This window comes from Yinghuangia sp. YIM S10712, assembly GCF_051388935.1.
Classification (GTDB): Bacteria; Actinomycetota; Actinomycetes; order Streptomycetales; family Streptomycetaceae; genus Yinghuangia.
Genome location: NZ_JBPKBI010000011.1, coordinates 108,729 through 127,559, shown reverse-complemented (window position 1 = coordinate 127,559; position 18,831 = coordinate 108,729). Strand labels below are relative to the sequence as shown.

Below are 18,831 nucleotides of genomic sequence, written 5' to 3'. Positions count from 1 at the left end.
CCCCCCCCCCCCCCCCCCCCCCCCCCCCCCCCCCCCCCCCCCCCCCCCCCCCCCCCCCCACCGCCGATCGCGCGCGAGCGCCCTCCGGGCTCCCCGCTGCCGGTTACCCGAGCTCCTGAACCCCCGAGCCCCCGAGCACAACCTCTGACGCAACCCCCTGTCGCGAACGACCACGCACACCAAGAGGGGCCGCCATGAGTCTGTCCGGAATCCTCATCATCCTCGGGACGCTGCTGGGCGTCGCCGCGTGCATCCATGTCGTGCAGCGCTTCGTCCCGCACCCGCTCCGCGAACGCCACAACGACGTCGCGGGGTTCATTTTCGCCGCCGTCGGTGTCCTGTACGCCGTGCTGCTGGCCTTCGTCGTCATCGCGGTGTGGGAGAACCACGCGACCGCCCGTGAAAGCACCTTCAAGGAAGCCGACGAACTCGCCGGCCTTTACTGGGTGTCGCGCGAACTCCCCTTGCCGCTGGGCGGCGATCTGGAGAAGCAGACGCTCGACTACGCCGAGACGGTCATGCACAAGGAATGGCCGCTGATGTCCGACCAGCGCAGCAGCCCGGAGGCGACGGCGCTGGTGTACCGACTGCGCGAGGGGGTCATGGCGTACGACCCGAACGGGCCGCGCGAGGAACTCCTGCACGACCGTGCCGTGTCGCATCTGGAGAACCTGGCCTCCGCCCGCCGCGAGCGCTTGAGCCAGGTGAGCGAGGAGGTCCCGACACTGCTGTGGATCGCCCTGATCGCGGGTGCGGTGCTGACCGTCGGCTTCACGTTCCTGTTCGGCCTGTCGAACACGTTCACGCACACGCTGATGGTGCTGATGCTGACCGGCCTGGTGGTCGTGTCGCTGGTGGTGATCAGGGAGATGGACTTCCCGTTCAGCGGTTCGACGAAGATCGAGCCGACGGCGTTCGAGGTCTTCCTCGACCGCCTGCCACCACCGCGCACGGCGTGACCGTGTGACCGTCGCAGCCAGCGTGAGGCCACCACGACAAAGCGGTGTGGGGCGGCATCGACGCCGCCCCACACCGTTCGTCCGTTCAGCCGTGTGTCACGGCACGGTCAGTACCTCCGGTCCACCACGGCTCCGGTCGCGGCCGTCCATTGGATGTAGCCGTACTGGAAGTTCGACCTGCGTCCGCCCGGCACCGCGAACTCTCCGCTGGTCGGGTAGCCGAGGTACGACAGCTCCCAGCCGAGCGCCGCCCACCGCTTCAGGATCTCGCCGTACACCTCGTGGGCGCCGGTGCCCAGGCTCCAGTAGATGGAGCCGTTCTCGAAGTGGTTGTAGCGTCCGTCCCCGTAGGGCGTCTTGGTCTCGCTCGTGGTCGGGAAGCCGAGGACGCCGCTGTCCCAGCCGAGCGCGGCGTACCGGTCGAAGATCGCACCGAACACGCTGTGCGCGCCGACTCCGTTCTTCCAGTAGATCGCTCCGTTCTGGAAGTTGTTGTAGCGGCCGACGCCGTTGGCGGTGGGGAACTCGTCGGTCGTCGGATAGCCGTTCGGCCCGAGCTCCCAGCCCATGGCCGCCCACCGCTTCCGGATCTCGCCGTACACCATGTGCGCGCCGGTGTCGGGCGTCCAGTACGACGACGCGAGCCCGCTGGTCGGGCCCCCCGCGAAGTGGTTGAAGCGCCCGATGCCGTCGGGCGTGGCCGTCTCGTCGGTGGTCGGCGCACCGAACACGACGTGTCCGCCGAACGCGAGGTAGTCCGTGAGGATCAACCCGTGCACCTCGTGCACCCCGGTGGCCGGGGTCCAGTACGCGCGCCCGCCTGCGAAGTCCCGGTAACGCAGCGCCGCGTCGCCGTTCTCCGGGCCGGTCGGCGCACCGAGTGTCGTGCGGAACTTGGTGTCGGCGGCGTACCTGCGGTCGATCGGCGTCAGGTACTTGGTGGTGAGCGTCATGTCGTTGTCCGGCATCACCAACTCCCGTGCGCGCGGCGCCCCGTCGGACCACGAGTCGAACGTCGCGACGCCGTCCACGGCGACCTCGGGGGCGATCACCGTGACGCGCGCGCCGACGGTCACCGGCACACTCCGCGCCGCGACCGCGTTGACGGTGACCGCCGCCGGGGTGGCGCCGTCGATCTCCAGCGTGCGCAGCTTCGGCTTCGCGGTGTACGTCGCACTCGTGACGACGCCGTGCTCGTCGGTCGCGGACGCGGTCAGGATCAGGCTCGTGTTGTCGCCGTGGTCGGTGAACGGCTCGTCGTACGACGGCCCGTCGAAGGAGGACCCGACGTGTTCGTGGCAGTACGGCCCGCTGCAGTGCAGGATCATCGACGTCCACCGCACGGTCAGCGACCCGCTCTCGACGTCGACGGCGGTCGCGCTGAGGCGGACCGGGTCGCCGACCTTGAACACCGTGCCCGGCGGCGGTGCCGACAGCGTCAGCTCCGGCGCGTTGTTGGCCGGCACCACGGTGATGTCGGCGGTGCCGGTGGCCCCTGCGGGGTCGCGGACGGTCAGCCGCGCGGTGAGCGGTGTGGTGCCGGGTGCCGCGTAGGTGTGGCTGACGCGCATGCCCGTCGCGCTCGTGCCGTCGCCGAAGTCCCACGCGTAGGTGAGCGTGTCGCCGTCGAGATCGGTGGACGAGCCGCCGTCGAAGGTGACGGTGCGGGACGCGGCGTCGGTGGTCGTGGTGGCTTTCGCGGTGGGCGGGCGGTTGCCCGGCGCGTAGACGAGTCGGCGCAGTTTCGCGCCGCCGATGTCGGCGTACACGATGTCGCCGTTGACGGCGGTGGAGAACTTGACCGGCCCGCCGATGCCGGAGCCGAAGCCGTTCGGTTCGGGAGCGCGGGTCAGATTGCCCGCGGTGTCGTAGCGCAAGGTGTAGAGGCGCGAGGAGGTGTAGTCACCGAAGAAGTAGGCGCCGCGGTACTGCTCGGGGTAGGAGCTGCCGGTGTACACGACGCCGCCGGTCACCGCGGTGCCTTGCGTGCCGTGCGGGTACGTCCACAGCGGCTCGGCGGTTCCGACGCTGCGGCACGCGTCGAGGTCGGAGTAGCCCGGCGTGGGCCGGTCGCCTTCCCAGCACGGCCAGCCGTAGTTGGAGCCGGGGCGTACGAGGTCGATCTCCTCCCACGTGTTGTAGCCCACGTCGCCCTGGATCGGGGCGCCGGTGGTGGGGTCGAGGCTGAAGCGGAACGGGCTGCGGAAGCCGTACGCGTAGACGCGGCTGCGCCACGACGTCGGGGCGGCGGCGTCGTAGAACGGGTTGTCCGGAACGCCCCGGCCGTCCGGGTACATGTGCAGGATCTTGCCGTAGCCGGTGTTCAGGTCCTGCGCGCGAAGCGCCAGCGGGTCCACGAAGCGGTAGTCGGCGCTGTCGCCGATCGACACCCACAAAGTGCCGTCGGGTGCGGCGAGGATCGTGGTGTTGGCGTGGGTGTGCGAGTTGGCGACGAGGTCGATGATGACGACCGGGTCGGCGAGCCCGGTCGGCTCCCCGGTTCCGGTGACCCGCCACGACTCCAGGCGCAGGTGCCAGACGTTGTTGATGGTGATGACGCGGTTGGTGTAGATGGTGCGCGACGTCTGGTAGTCGTGTGCGACGGCGATGCCGACCAGGCCGAGGTCCTGTTCGGTCTCGACCTCCAGTTGGGCGACGGTGCGCGGGACGCCGGCGGCGGAGACCCACGCGACGCGGCCGTTCTTTCCGGTGGTGAAGTAGCCGCCGTCCGGGGTCCAGGCGAAGTCGGTCAGCAACTCGGTTTGTCCGGAGGGCATGTCGCGCAGTTGGAAGCCGGCCGGAAGCGCGGGCGCGGCCGAGGCGCGGCCGCTGCCCTGGATCACGACGATCGGGATCGCGAGTACTGCGGCAAGCAGGAACGTCCAGGCGACGTTCCAGGGACGTCTTGCGGATCTTGCCGATCTTGCGGAGGTTGCGGGTATTGCGGGTGTTGCTTCCAAGAAGGGCCCCCAGGCAGAACAACGGAAAACGATACGTTCCCGTGTATGACGCCTGACGTTGCCTTCAGGTTGGGTTGATCTCCATATTTTCTTACCGCCCGCGCGCGCAAACGCCCGTCGCTCGCCGCTCAGCCGACGGGCACGGCCCGGTGACGAACGTGCAGGTCGGCGTGGTGGTGGTGCAGCGCCGCGACCCAGTCGACGAGGGCTCGGGCCTGCCGCAGCGGCGCCGGGTCACCGGCTTCCTGCTCGAACGCACCGACACCGTGGTCGAGTTGGGTCTTCCACGCGCCGAACAACACCGTCGCGCTCTGGAACGCCGCAGGCACCGAATGCCCGTACTCGCGCATGAGCACCGGCACCAGCGTCACGCGCGTGCCGGTCGCGACCGCGTGGCGGAAGCCGATCAGGTCCTCGTCGACGCCGGTGAGCAGGCCCGCGATCTCGGTGAGTTGCGGTACGCCCGGCGCGGCCGGCCCGTCGAGCGCACCGAGTGCCGGATCGAGCCGGTGCAGCACCGTCAGCAGCGGCACCGAGGTGCGGTCCACCCGGTTGTCGAGGAATTCGGTGAGCGTGGGCGTCACGTCCCGCGCGAGCCAGTCGTGTTCGCGGTGCGCGGCGGCGGTGTGCCGGGCCAGGGCGTCGGCGAGTTCGGGTAGCAGCGCGCAGCCGCCTGCCTCGGTGACGCGGTCGACGAGCTCCGCCAGGGCGCGGTGCAGCACGTCGGTCCCGGCCCGGCCGGAGTCGGCGGCACCGCCGAGGACATCGGCCAGCGACTCGCCGTAACCAACGTCCCAGCCGGTCCGTTCGCCGTGCTCGGCGAGGGCCGCGAGCCAGGTCGCGAAGAAGCCGACGATCCGCAGCGCATCGGCCGGGGCCTCGCGCATCGCCTCGCCGACCGGCGCGACGGGGTTGACCCGGTCGACGGGCAGGCCGCGCGCGGCCGGGCGCAGCCCGCCGCGTTCGGCCCAGGCGCGCGCCTCGGCGGCGACGGAATCAGTGTCGGGATGGGAGGCCGCGCGCGGGCACCGCGCGTCCGCGTGGGCCACGGCCTCGAAGACCAGCGACTCGATGTCGCCCCGCGGCACGGTCAGCGCCCCCGGCGCATCGGCTGAATCATGGGCATGCCCTCCCACCGAAGCACGCGGTTGAAACAGGCCAAATGGCAAAACCACCCGTTTGGCGCAGCCGTGGGTGGTGGTCAGAGCCGCGCGAGGGCGTTCGCGACCGCGCGGGCGATCGCTGCTTCGGCGTCCTCGGGGCGGTCGGACCGTGCCGGGTCCGGGAGTTCGGCCGCGCCGACGACCGCGGCCACCGGGAGGCCGGCGTACAGGTGCGGGAACAGCTCGCCGCCGCGCGACGGTTCCCAGCGCAGCGCCTCGCCGAGCGGCGCGGTGGCGACCGCGAGCAGTGTCAGACCGGTGCGGCCGGCGAAGTGCCTGCGGGCGGTCTCGGTCACCTGATCGGCCGTGGAGAAATGGATGAATCCGTCCCGGACATCGACCTCGGACCCGCTGAACACCCCGGTGGATTCAGCAACTTCCCACTCTTTCACGGGCAGCAGTTTGTAGATCACGGAAGGGTCCATGTGTCGAGCGTACGGCGTATGGTGCACTCCATGGCTTTCGACCCTGCGGAGACCGAACGCGCGCTGGCGCGCCTCGGTGCGGCGAAGTACCTGCTCCTGACGACATACCGCAAGGACGGCAGCACCGTGCCGACACCCGTGTGGGTCGCACGCGACGGCGGTTCGCTGGTCGTGTGGACCCGCGCGACGACGGCCAAGGTCGCACGGCTGCGCCGCGACCCTCGCATCGAATTGGCCGAGTGCACGTTCAAGGGAGCGCCCCTGGGCCCCGGCATCGCCGGTACCGGCCGCGTCCTCGACGCCCCCGAGGACGCCGAGCGCGTCCGATCCCTCATCAAGAAGAAATACGGAATCACCGGCTGGCTGACCGTCCAGGCCAGCGTCCTCCGCCGCGGCAGGACCGGCACCCTGGGCCTGGAGCTGACGCCCACGGGCTGAGATCCGTCGGGAATGCGCACGCGCGTACGTCGAACGTACGCGCGTGCGCATGCCGGCTTCAGGCGAGTTCTTCACGCACCGCGGCGGCGAAGGTGTCGATGTCGGCCTCCGTGGTGTCGAACGCGGTCATCCAGCGCACCTCGCCGGTGGATTCGTCCCACGTGTAGAACCGGAAGTGCTTCTGGAGCCGCGCGGTGGCCTCGGCCGGCAGCACCGCGAAGACCGCGTTGGACTGCACGGGCCGGGTGAGCTCGACGCCGGGGATACCGCGTACCGCGTCCGCGAGGCGGGTGGCCATCGCGTTGGCGTGCCCGGCGTTGCGCAGCCACAGGTCGCCCGCGAGCAGGGCCTCGAACTGCACGGAGATGAACCGCATCTTGGACGCCAGCTGCATCGACAGCTTGCGCAGGTAGTCGACGCCGCGCACCGCGTCCGGGTCGAGCACGACGACGACCTCGCCGAACATCAGGCCGTTCTTGGTGCCGCCGTACGACACGATGTCGACGCCCGCCTCGGTGGTCAGTGCGCCCAGCGAACACCCCAGCGACGCGGCGGCGTTGGCGAGGCGCGCGCCGTCGAGGTGGACGAGCATCCCGTGGTCGTGGGCGTGCCGGCAGATCGCGGCGATCTGCTCGGGGGTGTAGACGGTGCCGAGCTCGGTGCTTTGTGCGAGCGAGACCACGCGCGGCTGTGCGCGGTGCTGGTCGCCCCAGCCCCACGCTTGACCGTCGATCAACTCCGGTGTCAGCCGGCCGTCTTCGGTGGGCACGGTGAGCAGCTTGAGGCCGCCGACCTTCTCGGGGGCGCCGCACTCGTCGACGTGGATGTGCGCGGACTCGGCGCAGATGACCGACTCCCAGCGGTCGGTGACGGATTGCAGCGCGACGACGTTGGCGCCGGTGCCATTGAAGACGGGGTACGCGCGGGCGCGCGGCCCGAAGTGCGCCTGGAACACCTCGTGCAGGTGGGCGGTGTACGCGTCCTCGCCGTACGCGACCTGGTGCCCGTCGTTGGCCAGCGCGATCGCGGCGAGGATCTCGGGGTGGACACCCGCGTAGTTGTCGCTGGCGAAGCCGCGCGAGGACGGGTCGTGGCGGCGTTGCGCGGCGGTCCGTGCGGCGGTCCGTGCGGCGGTCCGTGCGGCGGGAGTTGCCGCGGCGGGGGCGGTCGCGGCAGGTGATGCGTCGGGGCGGTCGGGGGTCACTGCGTCAGGCACAGGCGCTGTCCGTTCACGTCGTCGGTCGGGCGGTCCCACAAGGTCGCGATCTCCTCGGCGAGATCGGCCACGTCGGTGAAGCCGGAGAATTTCGCGTCGGGGCGTTCGGCGCGCAGGGCGGGCCAGACCAGCGCCTTGACCACGAGGATCGCGGCGGCGGGGCCGTCCGCACCGCCGGCCGGCGCCGCCTCGCCGCGGATCTTGCGGAAGGAGTCGGCCATCGCGAGCGTCCACGCCTCGGCGGCGGACTTGGCCGCGGCGTACCCGGCGTTGCCCGCGGTCGGCTGCGCGGCCGCGGTCGCGGACACGAGCGCGAATCGGCCGTGAGGCGCGCGGGCGAGGGCGTCATGAAAGGCCAGTGTGGTGTTCTGGAGGGTGCGGATCAGCAGGTTGTGCAGAAAAGCCCAGTCCTCGGCGGTGTTGTCGCCGAACTCCTTGCCGCCGCGCCAGCCGCCCACGAGGTGCACCAGGCCGTCGACGCGCCCGTGGCGCCGCTCGACGTCCTCGGCCCACGCTCGGGTCGCGGCGGCGTCGGTCAGGTCGACGACACGCCCTTCGGCGCGGCCCGCCGGGGCGAGGGCGATCGCGGCGTCGAGGCGGTCCTGATCGGCATCGGCGCCCACGACGGTCGCACCGGCCCTGCTCAGCCGGGCCGTGACGGCTTGCCCGGCGGGTCCGCCGGCGCCGGCCACGACGATGACGGCGCCCTGCGGCAGGCGACGCGGGGATGTCTCCGGGCTCGTCTCGGGGCTTGTCTCGGGGCTCATGTCCTGGCTGGCGTCTGGGCTCATCGGTCGGAACCTCCCACGATGCCCCGAGTCGATGCGATCACGTCCGCGAGCCTACGCTTCAGCCCCTCGTAGAACATGTTGAGCGGGAACTCGTCGGCCATCACCGCGTCCACGAGGTCCTTCGCCGGGCCGTCGAGCGGCAGGGCGTCGGGGCCCTTGGCCCAGGTCGAGCCGGGGTGCGGCAGGACGTACGAGCCGACCAGGTCGTACGCGGCCAGCCAGTGCGCGACACGCGAGCGGTTCACGCCCTTCCGGTACAGCTCGTCGACCTCGTCGCCGAGGGCGATCACCGCGTCGGGGACGCGCGCCCAGTCGAGCGTGAGGGTCCCGTCGTGCCAGCGCAGCACGTCGGCGCGGTGGAGGTACGCGAACATCAGTTGCCCGCCGAGGCCGTCGTAGTTGCGCACCCGCCCGCCGGTGACGGGGAACCGGAACAGCCGGTCGCAAAGAATCGCGTACTGCACGTGCCGGGCGGCGGCGACGCCCTGTGCCTGGAGGCGCACGGCCTCGCGGAACGCGGTCAGGTCGCAGCGCAGCTCCTCAAGGGCGTACATCCAGAACGGCATGCGCTGCTTGACCATGAAGGGGTCGAACGGCAGGTGCCCGCGCATGTGCGTGCGATCGTGGACGAGGTCCCACAACACGAAGGCGTCCTGCGCGACCTCCTGCCGGTCGACGAGCGTGCGGGCGTCGTCGGGCAGGTCGAGGCGGAGGCATTCCGCCGCAGCGGCGGTGACGCGGCGGAAGCGCGCGGCCTCGCGGTCGCAGAAGATGCCGCCCCACGTGAAGCGCGGGACCTCGCGCACGGCGATGGTCTCGGGGAACAGCACCGCGGAGTCGGTGTCGTATCCGGCCGTGAAGTCGGTGAACGCCAGCGGCACGAACATCGGGTTGTCGTACGCCGTCGCCTCCAGCCCCGCGATCCAGTCCGGCCACACGACCCGGGTCAGGACGGCCTCGAAGTTGCGGTCGGGATTGCCGTTCTGCGTGTACATGGGGAACACGACAAGGTGCTCGCGACCGTCGGTGCGGTCGAGTTCGGGGCGGAACGCCACCAACGCGTCGAGGAAGTCCGGTACGCCGAACCCCCCTTCCGTCCAACGCGCGAGGTCGCGGACCACGGCGGCGAGGTAGTCGGCGTCGTGCGGCAGGACGACGGCCAGCTCGCCGATCGCGCCGCTGACCTCCGCGACCAGGCGACGGGCCCGGGCCAGGTCGTGGACCGACGCGTCGATCGACCCGTCGGCGGACTGGAGACTGCGCAGCTCGGCGACGGCGGACTTGAGCGCGGACCACGCGGGGTGCGCCGCGGTGGTCTGCGCTGCTCCGACGGATTCCGCACGCGCGGGGCGGACGGGAGTTCGAGTTGCCATGACCCCTCGCTTCTCGTTCGTTCGGGACACACGGTCGACGCCGACGCCGGTCGCTTGCGACAGCCTATCCTGTCATTCATGGATTTGATCGCATAATTTATCGCCAACTCATGATCCAACAATAAATTCTATCGCCATGCGCTATGTCAGCAACCGCGTGGCGGTCACGGCAGCCACGCTGCGGACGGGCCTGGGACGGCGGGGGCGGAAGGCAGCACGCACGATGCCCCACCCGACGGACACCCCGCACCGGTGACTCGGCGTGCCGCGCGCGGATCCCCGCCGCCGCGGACACGCCCGCCTCGGTGACGCGAAGACACGTCATGTCGGGCGTCCGCGTACACCCATGGACATGACGGAACGTTCCGCCTTTGCGAGTTGGTCCGACCGGTTGGCCATATTGCGTGTGATCAGCGGGTGTTGGCGCTTTGCGGGCCACATCTGCCGTTCAGCGGCGGGGGCCTGATCCTCCGTAGGATCCTCCCCCGTGATGACATCAACGAAGCGACGGATCGCGGCGGGCGTGGGGGCCCTGCTCGTGGCCGCGGCGCTCGGCGGGGCGACACCCGCCGCCGCCGATCCGGACAACGGCCCGAGCAACACGCCGCCCCCCAAAGTGGACCTGGTCCTGGACCTCAGCGGTTCCATGAACAGGAACGACGCGGGTGGCGAAACACGCATATCGGCGGCCAAGAAGGCGTTCAACGAAATCCTCGACTCCCTGCCGGACGAGGCGCTGGTCGGCCTGCGGGTCCTCGGCCAGGGCAACCCCGGAGACAATCAGGCGGTCGGCTGCCGGGAGACCGCGCAGCTCGCGCCGGTCGGCAAGCCGAACAAGGTGGCGATGAAGGCGGCGGTCGCCGCACAGACCCCCACGACCGGCTGGACGCCCATCTCCCTGGCGCTGCAAGAAGCCGCGAAGGACCTCGGAACCGAACAAGGCAGCCGTCGCATCATCCTCATCACGGACGGTGAGGACTCCTGCCCGCCGACCAACCCGTGCGACATCGCGCGCATGCTCGCGGCGCAGGGGCTCAGCCTGGTCATCGACACCCTCGGCCTGGTGCCCGACGAACGCACGCGCGACCAGCTCACCTGCATCGCCGAGGCGACCGGCGGCACCTACACCTCCGCCAACAACGCCCAGGAGCTCTCCGAGCGCGTCACGCAGTTGGTGGACCGCGCGGTCGTCAAGGCCGAAGAGGTCACCATCCCGACGACGATCAAGGGCAGCCCGAACGGCTGTGCGGACGCCCCGATTCTCGGCCCGGGCGTGTACGCGGACCGCATCCTGTTCGAACAGCACCTCTGGTACAAGGTCCCGCAGTTGCCCGGCCAGGAGCTGCGCGCTTCCGCGACGGTCGGCATCGACCGGGCCGTCGCGCGCGACTACGACGCGACGATCACCGCGGTGACCGAAGACGGCCGCGATCTCGCGCGCTACACCGACGCCGGAAGCGGCCGGATGGACGGTCAGTCGGCGGGGCTGCGCTATTCGCTGCCGGGGAAGGGCGACGACGAGCCGAAGCCCAAGGACGCCCGGTTCACCTGCCTGATGGTGAGCACGGCGTTCAACGCGGGCCCGGGCGTGCCGCGTGACCCGGGCATGCCGGTCGAACTGCTGGTCGACCTGGTGGCGGCGTCCGACGCGCAGGCGTCCGACACGCACGGCCTCGGCCGCGGCTGGATCTTCATCGGCGTGCTGGCCGGCGTCGGCCTCGTGGGCGGCCTGCTGTTCGGCTGGCTCGTCCGCCTCATCGCGGGAATGCGGAGGGCCGTGTGATGCGCGCATCCACTCGAACCACCCGTCGGGCGCGCGTCGCCGCGGCGCTGACCGCTCTGGGCACGGCCGCCGCGCTCGCCTCGGCCGCACCGGCGGTCGCCGCCACCGACCCGTCGAGCGGGCCGGGCAACAGCACGTACGCCAACAACGTGCTGCCGGGCACGACGTTCCTGACCGCCGGAAAGATGGAGGCCGAGACCTCCACCACCACGCCGGCATCGACCGGCGAGTACATGTACTGGTCGTTCCCGGCACTGGCCGGCGAGGACGTCAGCGCCAAGGTGACGCTGACGCTGCCGAACAGCCGCACAGCGCCGATGAGTTGGCGCGTCGACGTGTTCGACGGCCTGCGCCGTCACCAGCCGTGCGCCACCGGCCGCCCGCAGGCCACCGCGCAAGCGGCCGACGCCGCGATCGAGATCGACTGCGGCCCGCGCACGATCCGGCCGTGGTCGGAGGCGTGGTCGTCCGACCCGCTGCCGGGCACCTACTACGTCCGCGTCGCCGCCACCGACGTGGCCGAACGGGACCTCGGGCTCCGACTCCAGGTCAAGCTGGAACTGACCGCGAAGGGCGGCGGCGACGTCGGCCCGTACGCCGGACAGGACGACTCCCTCAAGGCCCCGCTCGTCCCCGTCACCGGCGGCGGACAGCAGTTGCAGCCCGGCCAGGTCGCCGACACCCGCAAAGTCACCCTCGCGGGCTTCGACAACGACGACGAATGGCTCTCCGGCACCACGGGCCGCTGGGTCTGGACCACCGCAGGCGGCATCGTCGCCATGCTCCTGGGAGTGGGCGGCTACCTCTTCGCCCGTCACCCCCGCCGCTGGTTCCGCTGACGAGGCAAACGAAAGAAACGCCCTGGCCCAAGACCGGAAGGTCTCGGGCCAGGGCGTTCTGTCTCCAGCTTCGCCGGGCGTCCGCAAAATGCTTGCACCGCTACTAAACTGCTTGCATGGCAACTGTGTACGTCCGTGACGTGTCCGATGAAGCACTGACCGTGCTCAAAGTGCGCGCGGCAGCAGAGAATCAGTCGTTGCAGGCTTACGTCCGTGACGTGATAGAGCGCGAGGCCGCCATGCCGACGCTGGAAGAAGCGGCTGCGGCGGCGGCACACGTGGCGGCGCTGAACACCGAAAGCGGGCCGGTGACCAGCGACGACGTGACGTCGGCCATTGACGAGGGCCGAGGTCGCGGGTGATCGTCATCGACTGCAGCGCTCTCGTCCAGATGTATGTCGACGAGGGCCCTGCGGGCACGGCGGTGCGGGGCCGCATCGCGAAGGAAAGCACTCTCATTGCACCATTCCTCATCGACATCGAGGTCGCCTCGGCCCTTTTCGGGATGGCACGCGGCATCCGGGGCACGAAGCCCAAACTGTCCCAGCGTGCCCTGGACGCCGCACTTCAGGCCTATGCCGCCCTGCCGTTGCGCCGCATGGAACACGTGCCGCTGTTGCCCCGCGTCCGCGAACTGTGCACGAATCTGTCCGCCTACGACGCGAGTTACGTGGCACTCGCCGAGTTGTACGACGTGCCGCTGATCACCAGCGATGTTCGGATCGGGCGCGCCAACGTGGGCCGTTGCCCCATCGAGACGTACGCGTCGCCGTCCACGGCGTAACCCCGTTCCACTACCGAGGAGCCGACGAACCGGCAGGGACATTCCCGGCACGGGGGCTTGCGCCGAGCAGGCCGTCGAGGCGGACGCGCGGTCCTCACGGCAGGCGCATCAGCCGCCCGGCCATGGCGAACAGGCGATTCGCGAGTCTGATGACCTGGAGCCCCACCGGAATCAAGAGGATGGTCACGCACAGCAGACCGCCGACAAGCCACAACACCGCTGCGAGGATTCCCAGCACCGTGCCGAGAAGGGCCGTGAGAATCCCGAGCAGTACGCGGAGCAATCCCTTGAGCATGCGCATGACAACCGTCCTGTTGTCCATTGTGCGCCTCTTCCATCCCGTGCGCGAGACCTGTCCCGCAGTGCCGCGCCCGTGGGCGTCCGGCAGCCCGAGTCCGGGGCAAGGCCGAGGCGCCGTGGCGGTGTGGGTCGCGGAGGGTGAGCGGGCCGTGGCGGCGTGGCGGCGATAACCATTGGTGGGCACCCGGGGGCACCCGCCTATCCTTGAGCGCGATATGGATACCGCGCCCTCCCCTGCCCCGCTCGCCGACCTGCGGGCCCGTCTTTCCGGTGTGACCCTGCGTGACGAGCGTCGGTTGGCGCGGCGGATCGACGGGGCGTCGCGTGTGCGCGGGGGCGAGAAGCGGGCGGCGATAGCCGCCGAGTTGGCCGCCGAGGTCGAGAAGGCCGAGTTCAGGGCGGCGTTGCGGCGCGAGTCGCGGCCGGAGATCTCGTATCCCGAGCAACTGCCGGTGGCGCAGAAGAAGGACGACATCCTCGCGGCCATCCGTGACCACCAGGTGGTGATCGTGGCCGGCGAGACGGGGTCGGGCAAGACCACGCAGCTCCCGAAGATCTGTCTGGAGCTCGGGCGCGGGGTGCGCGGGCTCGTGGGGCATACGCAGCCGCGGCGGCTCGCCGCGCGGACGGTCGCGGACCGGATCGCGGAGGAGCTGAAGACGCCGCTGGGGTCGACGGTCGGCTACAAGGTGCGGTTCAACGACCGGGTGTCCGACGAGTCGATGGTCAAGCTGATGACCGACGGCATCCTGCTGGCCGAGCTCACGAACGACCGCGACCTGCTGCAATACGACACGTTGATCATCGACGAGGCGCATGAGCGCAGCCTCAACATCGACTTCATCCTCGGCTATCTGAAGCAGCTCCTGCCGCGCCGGCCCGATCTGAAGGTCGTCATCACGTCGGCGACGATCGATCCCGAGCGGTTTTCCCGGCACTTCGGGGACGCCCCGATCATCGAGGTGTCGGGGCGCACGTACCCGGTGGAGGTGCGGTATCGCCCGCTGGTCGCCGACGACGCCCACGAAGACGGCGGCGGCGACGACCGCGACCAAGTGCAGGGCATCATCGACGCCGTCGAGGAGTTGCAGCGCGAGGGCCCCGGGGACGTCCTGGTGTTCCTGTCGGGTGAGCGGGAGATCCGCGACACGGCCGAGGCGCTGACCAAGCGCAATCTGCCGCACACCGAGATCCTGCCGCTGTACGCCCGCCTCTCCTCCGCCGAGCAGCACCGGGTCTTCCAGTCCCACTCCGGGCGCCGGGTCGTGTTGGCGACGAACGTCGCGGAGACGTCGCTGACCGTGCCGGGCATCAAGTACGTCGTCGACCCCGGCACCGCGCGCATCTCCCGCTACAGCCACCGCACGAAGGTCCAGCGCCTGCCGATCGAGGCCGTGTCACAGGCGTCGGCGAACCAGCGCAAGGGCCGGTGCGGGCGTACGTCGGACGGCATCTGCATCCGGCTGTACTCGGAGGAGGACTTCCTCTCCCGGCCGGAGTTCACCGACGCGGAGATCCTGCGCACCAACCTGGCCTCCGTCATCCTCCAGATGACCGCGATCGGGCTCGGCGACATCGCCGCGTTCCCGTTCATCGACCCGCCGGACCGCCGCAACATCAAGGACGGCGTCGACCTGCTCCACGAGCTCGGCGCGATCGACCCCGAGCAGCAGGACGTGCGCAAGCGCCTCACGCCGATCGGCCGGCAGCTCGCGCAACTGCCCGTCGACCCGCGCATGGCCCGCATGGTGCTGGAGGCGGACCGCAACAACTGTGTGCGCGAGGTCATGGTGATCGCCGCGGCGCTGTCCATCCAGGATCCGCGCGAACGCCCCGCGGACAAGAAGGAGCAGGCGCAGCAGCTTCACGCGCGGTTCGTCGACAAGGAGGCCGGGTCGGATTTTCTGACCTACCTGGGGCTGTGGGACTACCTGCAGGAGCAGCAGAAGGAGCGCTCGTCGTCGGGTTTCCGGCGGATGTGCAAGCAGGAGTTCCTCAACTACCTGCGCATCCGCGAGTGGCAGGACGTCTACAGCCAACTGCGCCAGACCGTACGCCAGATGGGTCTTAATCCCGGAACGGACGCCGACGACCGGCCGGCCGACCCGCAGCGCATCCACTCCTCGATCCTCGTCGGACTGCTGTCGCACGTCGGGCTGTACGACGCGGCCAAGCGCGAGTACGGCGGCGCACGCGGGACGCGGTTCGCGATCTTCCCCGGCTCGTCGCTGTTCAAGAAGTCGCCGCGCTGGGTCATGTCGGCCGAGCTCGTCGAGACGACGCGCCTGTGGGCCCGGGTCAACGCGCGCATCGAGCCGGAGTGGATCGAGCCTCTCGCGGGACACCTGGTCAAGCGCAACTACAGCGAACCGCACTGGGAGCAGCGGGCGGGCGCGGTGATGGCCTACGAGCGTGTCACGCTCTACGGCGTGCCGATCGTGGCGCAGCGCAAGGTGAACTACGGCCGCATCGATCCGGAGTTGTCGCGCGAGTTGTTCATCCGGCACGCGCTGGTCGAGGGCGATTGGCGGACGCACCACGCGTTCTTGAAGGAGAACCGCGCGCTGCTGGAGGAAGTCGAGGAGCTGGAACACCGGGCGCGGCGCCGGGACATCCTCGTCGACGACGAGACGCTGTTCGACTTCTACGACCAGCGGATCGGTCAAGAGGTCGTCTCCGGGCGGCACTTCGACACCTGGTGGAAGAAAGCGCGGCAGAAACAGCCCGATCTGCTGAGCTTCGAGAAGTCGATGCTCATCAATGAGCGGGCCGGCGGCATCGACGAGTCCGACTACCCGGATTTCTGGACGCAGGGCGATCTGCGGCTGCCGCTCACGTACCAGTTCGAGCCCGGCAACGCGGCGGACGGGGTGACGGTGCACATCCCGCTGGCGGTGCTCGGGCAGGTCGTGCGCGACGGGTTCGACTGGCAGATCCGGGGCCTGCGCGAGGAGTTGGTCACCGAGCTGATCCGTTCGCTGCCGAAGTCCCTGCGCCGCAACTTCATTCCGGCACCGGATGTCGCGCGTGCCGCACTCGCGAAGATGACGCCTCGTCAAGAGCCTTTGGTGCAGGCCCTCGGTCGCGAGTTGCAGCGTCTGAAGGCGGTTCCGGTGCCGCCGGAGAGCTGGGATCTGGACCGGATACCGGATCATCTGCGGATCACCTTCCGGGTCGAGGACGACCGCCGGAGGCCGCTCGCCGAGGGCAAAGACCTCGCCGAGCTCAAGCTCCGCCTCAAGTCCCGTTCGCAGGCGACGCTTTCGCGGGCGGCGGACACGGTGGAGCGCGGCGGCCTGACGGCGTGGGGCGATCTGGGTACGCTGCGCCGGACGTTCGAGTCGACGCGCGACGGTCACCCGGTCAAGGGGTATCCGGCGCTCGTCGACGAGGGCTCCAGTGTGGCGGTACGCGTTTTCGAGACGGAGGCCGAGCAGCAGGCGGCGATGTGGCAGGGCACGCGGCGCCTGCTCATCCTCGGCGTCAACTCCCCCGTGAAGTCCATTTCCGGGCGCCTGCCCAACCGCGCGAAGCTCGCGCTCAGCCACAACCCGCACAACGACACCGCCGACATGTTCGACGACTGCGTGCGCTGCGCGGTCGACAAGATCCTGTCCGACGCCGGCGGACCGGCGTGGGACGCCGAGGGGTTCGCGAAACTCCTCGACAAGGTCCGCGCCGAACTCCCGGCGACCACGGAGGACACCGTGGTCAAGGTGGAACGCATCCTCACCGTGCACCACGCTCTTGAAGTGAAGCTCAAGGGCACCACCAGCCTGGCGCTGGTGCCCGCGCTCACCGACATCCGCAGCCAACTCGCCGCGCTCGTGCATCGCGGCTTCATCACGGAGACCGGCTGGCGCCGCCTCCCCGACGTCCTGCGCTATCTGCGCGGTATCGAGCGCCGCCTTGCCAAGCTCCCGGGCGACCCGCACGGCGATCGGCACCGCATGCTCAAGGTCGCCGACCTGGAGGAGGCGTACGCACGCCGCCTGGCCGCGCAGCCCGCCGGCCGCCCGGTCCCGGACGAACTGCGCCAGGTGCGCTGGATGTTGGAGGAGCTGCGCGTCAGCTATTTCGCGCAGTCCCTCGGCACGCCGTACCCGGTGTCCGACAAGCGGATCCTGAAGGCGCTGGAGAGCTGACGAACGCGCGGTGCGGGCGGTGCCGGAGGCTTCTCCGTTGCCGCCCGCACCGCGCGTTCGTGGTGTGGTCGCGGGTTGCTCAGCCCACGTGGACGGCGGCGCCGTCCTTGGGCAGGGCGTCCTTGCCGGCGTTGACGAAGACGGCGGCGACGACCGCGCCGACGACCATGATGACGACGGCCCACGCGAACGCCGTGGTGTAGCCGTCCAGTTGGGCGTCGACAAAGGTCTTGTGGGCAATCGCCGGGTCGGCCAGGCGCGGGCCGAGCTCGGCTTCCTTGTCGGACATGTAGTCGCTGATCGCGCTGGTGGCGAAGCTGTTGAGGAGGGCGGTGCCGAGGGCGCCGCCGACCTGCTGGACGGCGTTGATCAACGCGCTCGCGGCACCCGCGTCGTGTTCCTCGACGCCGATCAGCGCGGTGCTGGCGACGGCGGTGAAGACGAGGCCCAGGCCCAGCCCGATGAGGACCATGCCGGGCAGGACGTGGGTGAGGTACTGGCGTTCGACGGTGATGAACGTCAGCCAGAACGTGCCGCCCGCGCTCAGCAGCGAGCCGACGACGAGCGGGATGCGCGGGCCGATCTTCGGCAGCAGGGACGCGGACGCCCCGGCGGTGATGAAGACGCCGACCGTTATGCCGAGCGCGCCCGCACCGGCCTTGACCGCGCCGTATTCGAGCACGATGCGCATGTAGTAGATCATGAACAGCGTCGAGCCGATGAACGCAGCGCCGATCAGCAGCATCGCCAGCAGCGACCCGCCGCGGTTGCGGTCGAGGACGATGCGCAGCGGCAACAGCGCGTGTGCGCTGCGCTGTTGGATGACGACGAACAGCGCGAGCAGGAGAACTCCCGCGACCAGCATGATGATCGTGAGGCTGTCGCTCCAGCTCTCCTCCGCGGCGCGGGTGAAGCCGTACACCAGTGCGGCCAGGCCGAGGGTGACGGTGATCGCGCCGGGGATGTCGTACTTGGTGTCGCCCTCGGCCCGGCTCTCACGGAGCAGCGGCATCGCGAAGGCGATCGCGAGAACGGCTATCGGGACGTTCACCAGGAGGCACCAGCGCCACGAGGCGTACTCGGTCAGGACGCCGCCGAGCAGCAGGCCGATGGCCGCGCCGCCCGCGGAGATGCCGCCGTAGACCGCGAAGGCCTTGGCGCGTTCGGCGGCTTCGGTGAAGGTGACGGTCAGCAGGGCCAGCGCGGCGGGCGCGAGGAGCGCGGCGAAGACGCCTTGGAGGGCGCGGGCGCCGAACAGCATGCCTTCGTTCTGTGCGGCCCCGCCGATCGCGGACGCGACGGCGAATCCGACCATGCCCCACACGAAGGCCCGCTTGCGGCCCCAGAAGTCGGCGACGCGGCCGCCGAGCAGGAGCAGCGCGCCGAACGTCAGCGCGTACGCGGTGACGACCCACTGCCGGTTGGCCTCGGACATGTGCAGGTCGGCTTCGGCGTCGGGCAGGGCGACGGTGACGATGGTCGCGTCGAGCACGACCATGAGTTGCGCGATCGAGATGACGACGAGCACCCACCAGCGGTTCGCCGGAGCGGCGACCTCGTCGGCCGGTGTCGGTTGGGACGGTTTCTGGAAGGGATCGAGTGTGCCTTGGGACATGGCGGTACCCCCGGTGCGGGTGTGTGGCGTCCGACCGGTG

15 protein-coding genes are annotated in these 18,831 nt (G+C 70.2%); 7 read left to right on the top strand and 8 right to left on the bottom strand.

The genetic code is table 11. The annotated features are described in order from the left end of the window. The first annotated feature begins 194 nt into the window (after positions 1–194). The gene (locus tag ACRX5W_RS21925; protein WP_436789942.1) at positions 195–959 is read left to right on the top strand and encodes a DUF4239 domain-containing protein; all 765 of its coding nucleotides are present in this window, start codon (positions 195–197) and stop codon (positions 957–959) included. Positions 960–1,066: 107 nt separating this feature from the next. Here ACRX5W_RS21925 and ACRX5W_RS21920 read toward each other — a convergent pair whose 3' ends face one another. From ACRX5W_RS21920 to ACRX5W_RS21910, 3 genes are all read right to left on the bottom strand, one after another. Next, a complete protein-coding gene (locus ACRX5W_RS21920) occupies positions 1,067–3,802 on the bottom strand; it encodes a PQQ-dependent sugar dehydrogenase (protein WP_436789941.1) in 2,736 nt (911 codons plus the stop codon). A gap of 245 nt (positions 3,803–4,047) precedes the next feature. Continuing rightward, positions 4,048–5,007, bottom strand: a complete 960-nt coding sequence (locus tag ACRX5W_RS21915; protein WP_436789940.1) for a terpene synthase family protein — start codon at positions 5,005–5,007, stop codon at positions 4,048–4,050. 113 nt (positions 5,008–5,120) lie between these two features. Continuing rightward, positions 5,121–5,507, bottom strand: coding sequence for a DUF952 domain-containing protein (locus ACRX5W_RS21910; RefSeq protein WP_436789939.1), 387 nt, complete (start codon positions 5,505–5,507; stop codon positions 5,121–5,123). 30 nt (positions 5,508–5,537) lie between these two features. Here ACRX5W_RS21910 and ACRX5W_RS21905 point away from each other — a divergent pair, with 30 nt between their 5' ends. Next, positions 5,538–5,945, top strand: coding sequence for a PPOX class F420-dependent oxidoreductase (locus ACRX5W_RS21905; RefSeq protein ID WP_436789938.1), 408 nt, complete (start codon positions 5,538–5,540; stop codon positions 5,943–5,945). Positions 5,946–6,003: 58 nt separating this feature from the next. Here the strand turns inward: ACRX5W_RS21905 and ACRX5W_RS21900 are convergent, their stop codons facing one another. The 3 genes from ACRX5W_RS21900 to ACRX5W_RS21890 are packed head-to-tail and all read right to left on the bottom strand — an operon-like array spanning position 6,004 to position 9,325. Then, positions 6,004–7,161 (bottom strand): threonine aldolase family protein, encoded by a 1,158-nt coding sequence (locus ACRX5W_RS21900; RefSeq protein WP_436789937.1) that lies wholly within the window; start codon positions 7,159–7,161, stop codon positions 6,004–6,006. Then, on the bottom strand, positions 7,146–7,928 hold the full coding sequence (locus ACRX5W_RS21895; protein ID WP_436790015.1) for an SDR family NAD(P)-dependent oxidoreductase: 783 nt from the start codon (positions 7,926–7,928) through the stop codon (positions 7,146–7,148). The genes ACRX5W_RS21900 and ACRX5W_RS21895 overlap by 16 nt, the downstream gene beginning before the upstream one ends. Positions 7,929–7,948: 20 nt before the next feature. After that, positions 7,949–9,325, bottom strand: a complete 1,377-nt coding sequence (locus tag ACRX5W_RS21890) for a DUF6421 family protein (protein ID WP_436789936.1) — start codon at positions 9,323–9,325, stop codon at positions 7,949–7,951. Positions 9,326–9,815: 490 nt separating this feature from the next. On the opposite strand from ACRX5W_RS21890, the gene ACRX5W_RS21885 reads away from it, so the two are divergent. From ACRX5W_RS21885 to ACRX5W_RS21870, 4 genes are all read left to right on the top strand, one after another. Next, the gene (locus ACRX5W_RS21885) at positions 9,816–11,108 is read left to right on the top strand and encodes a VWA domain-containing protein (protein WP_436789935.1); all 1,293 of its coding nucleotides are present in this window, start codon (positions 9,816–9,818) and stop codon (positions 11,106–11,108) included. Beyond that, a complete protein-coding gene (locus tag ACRX5W_RS21880) occupies positions 11,108–11,947 on the top strand; it encodes a peptidase (protein WP_436789934.1) in 840 nt (279 codons plus the stop codon). Before ACRX5W_RS21885 ends, ACRX5W_RS21880 begins: the two co-directional genes overlap by 1 nt. Before the next feature lie 116 nt (positions 11,948–12,063). Continuing rightward, the gene (locus tag ACRX5W_RS21875; protein WP_436789933.1) at positions 12,064–12,309 is read left to right on the top strand and encodes a FitA-like ribbon-helix-helix domain-containing protein; all 246 of its coding nucleotides are present in this window, start codon (positions 12,064–12,066) and stop codon (positions 12,307–12,309) included. Further along, on the top strand, positions 12,306–12,731 hold the full coding sequence (locus tag ACRX5W_RS21870) for a type II toxin-antitoxin system VapC family toxin (RefSeq protein ID WP_436789932.1): 426 nt from the start codon (positions 12,306–12,308) through the stop codon (positions 12,729–12,731). The genes ACRX5W_RS21875 and ACRX5W_RS21870 overlap by 4 nt, the downstream gene beginning before the upstream one ends. Positions 12,732–12,825: 94 nt before the next feature. Here the strand turns inward: ACRX5W_RS21870 and ACRX5W_RS21865 are convergent, their stop codons facing one another. Further along, positions 12,826–13,053, bottom strand: coding sequence for a hypothetical protein (locus ACRX5W_RS21865; protein ID WP_436789931.1), 228 nt, complete (start codon positions 13,051–13,053; stop codon positions 12,826–12,828). 193 nt (positions 13,054–13,246) lie between these two features. On the opposite strand from ACRX5W_RS21865, the gene hrpA reads away from it, so the two are divergent. Beyond that, positions 13,247–17,176 carry an ATP-dependent RNA helicase HrpA gene (gene hrpA / locus ACRX5W_RS21860; RefSeq protein ID WP_436789930.1) on the top strand — a complete coding sequence of 1,310 codons (3,930 nt, stop codon included), beginning with the start codon at positions 13,247–13,249 and terminating at the stop codon, positions 17,174–17,176. Positions 17,177–17,255: 79 nt separating this feature from the next. Here the strand turns inward: hrpA and ACRX5W_RS21855 are convergent, their stop codons facing one another. Continuing rightward, the gene (locus tag ACRX5W_RS21855; RefSeq protein ID WP_436789929.1) at positions 17,256–18,791 is read right to left on the bottom strand and encodes an MFS transporter; all 1,536 of its coding nucleotides are present in this window, start codon (positions 18,789–18,791) and stop codon (positions 17,256–17,258) included. Positions 18,792–18,831 lie beyond the last annotated feature (40 nt).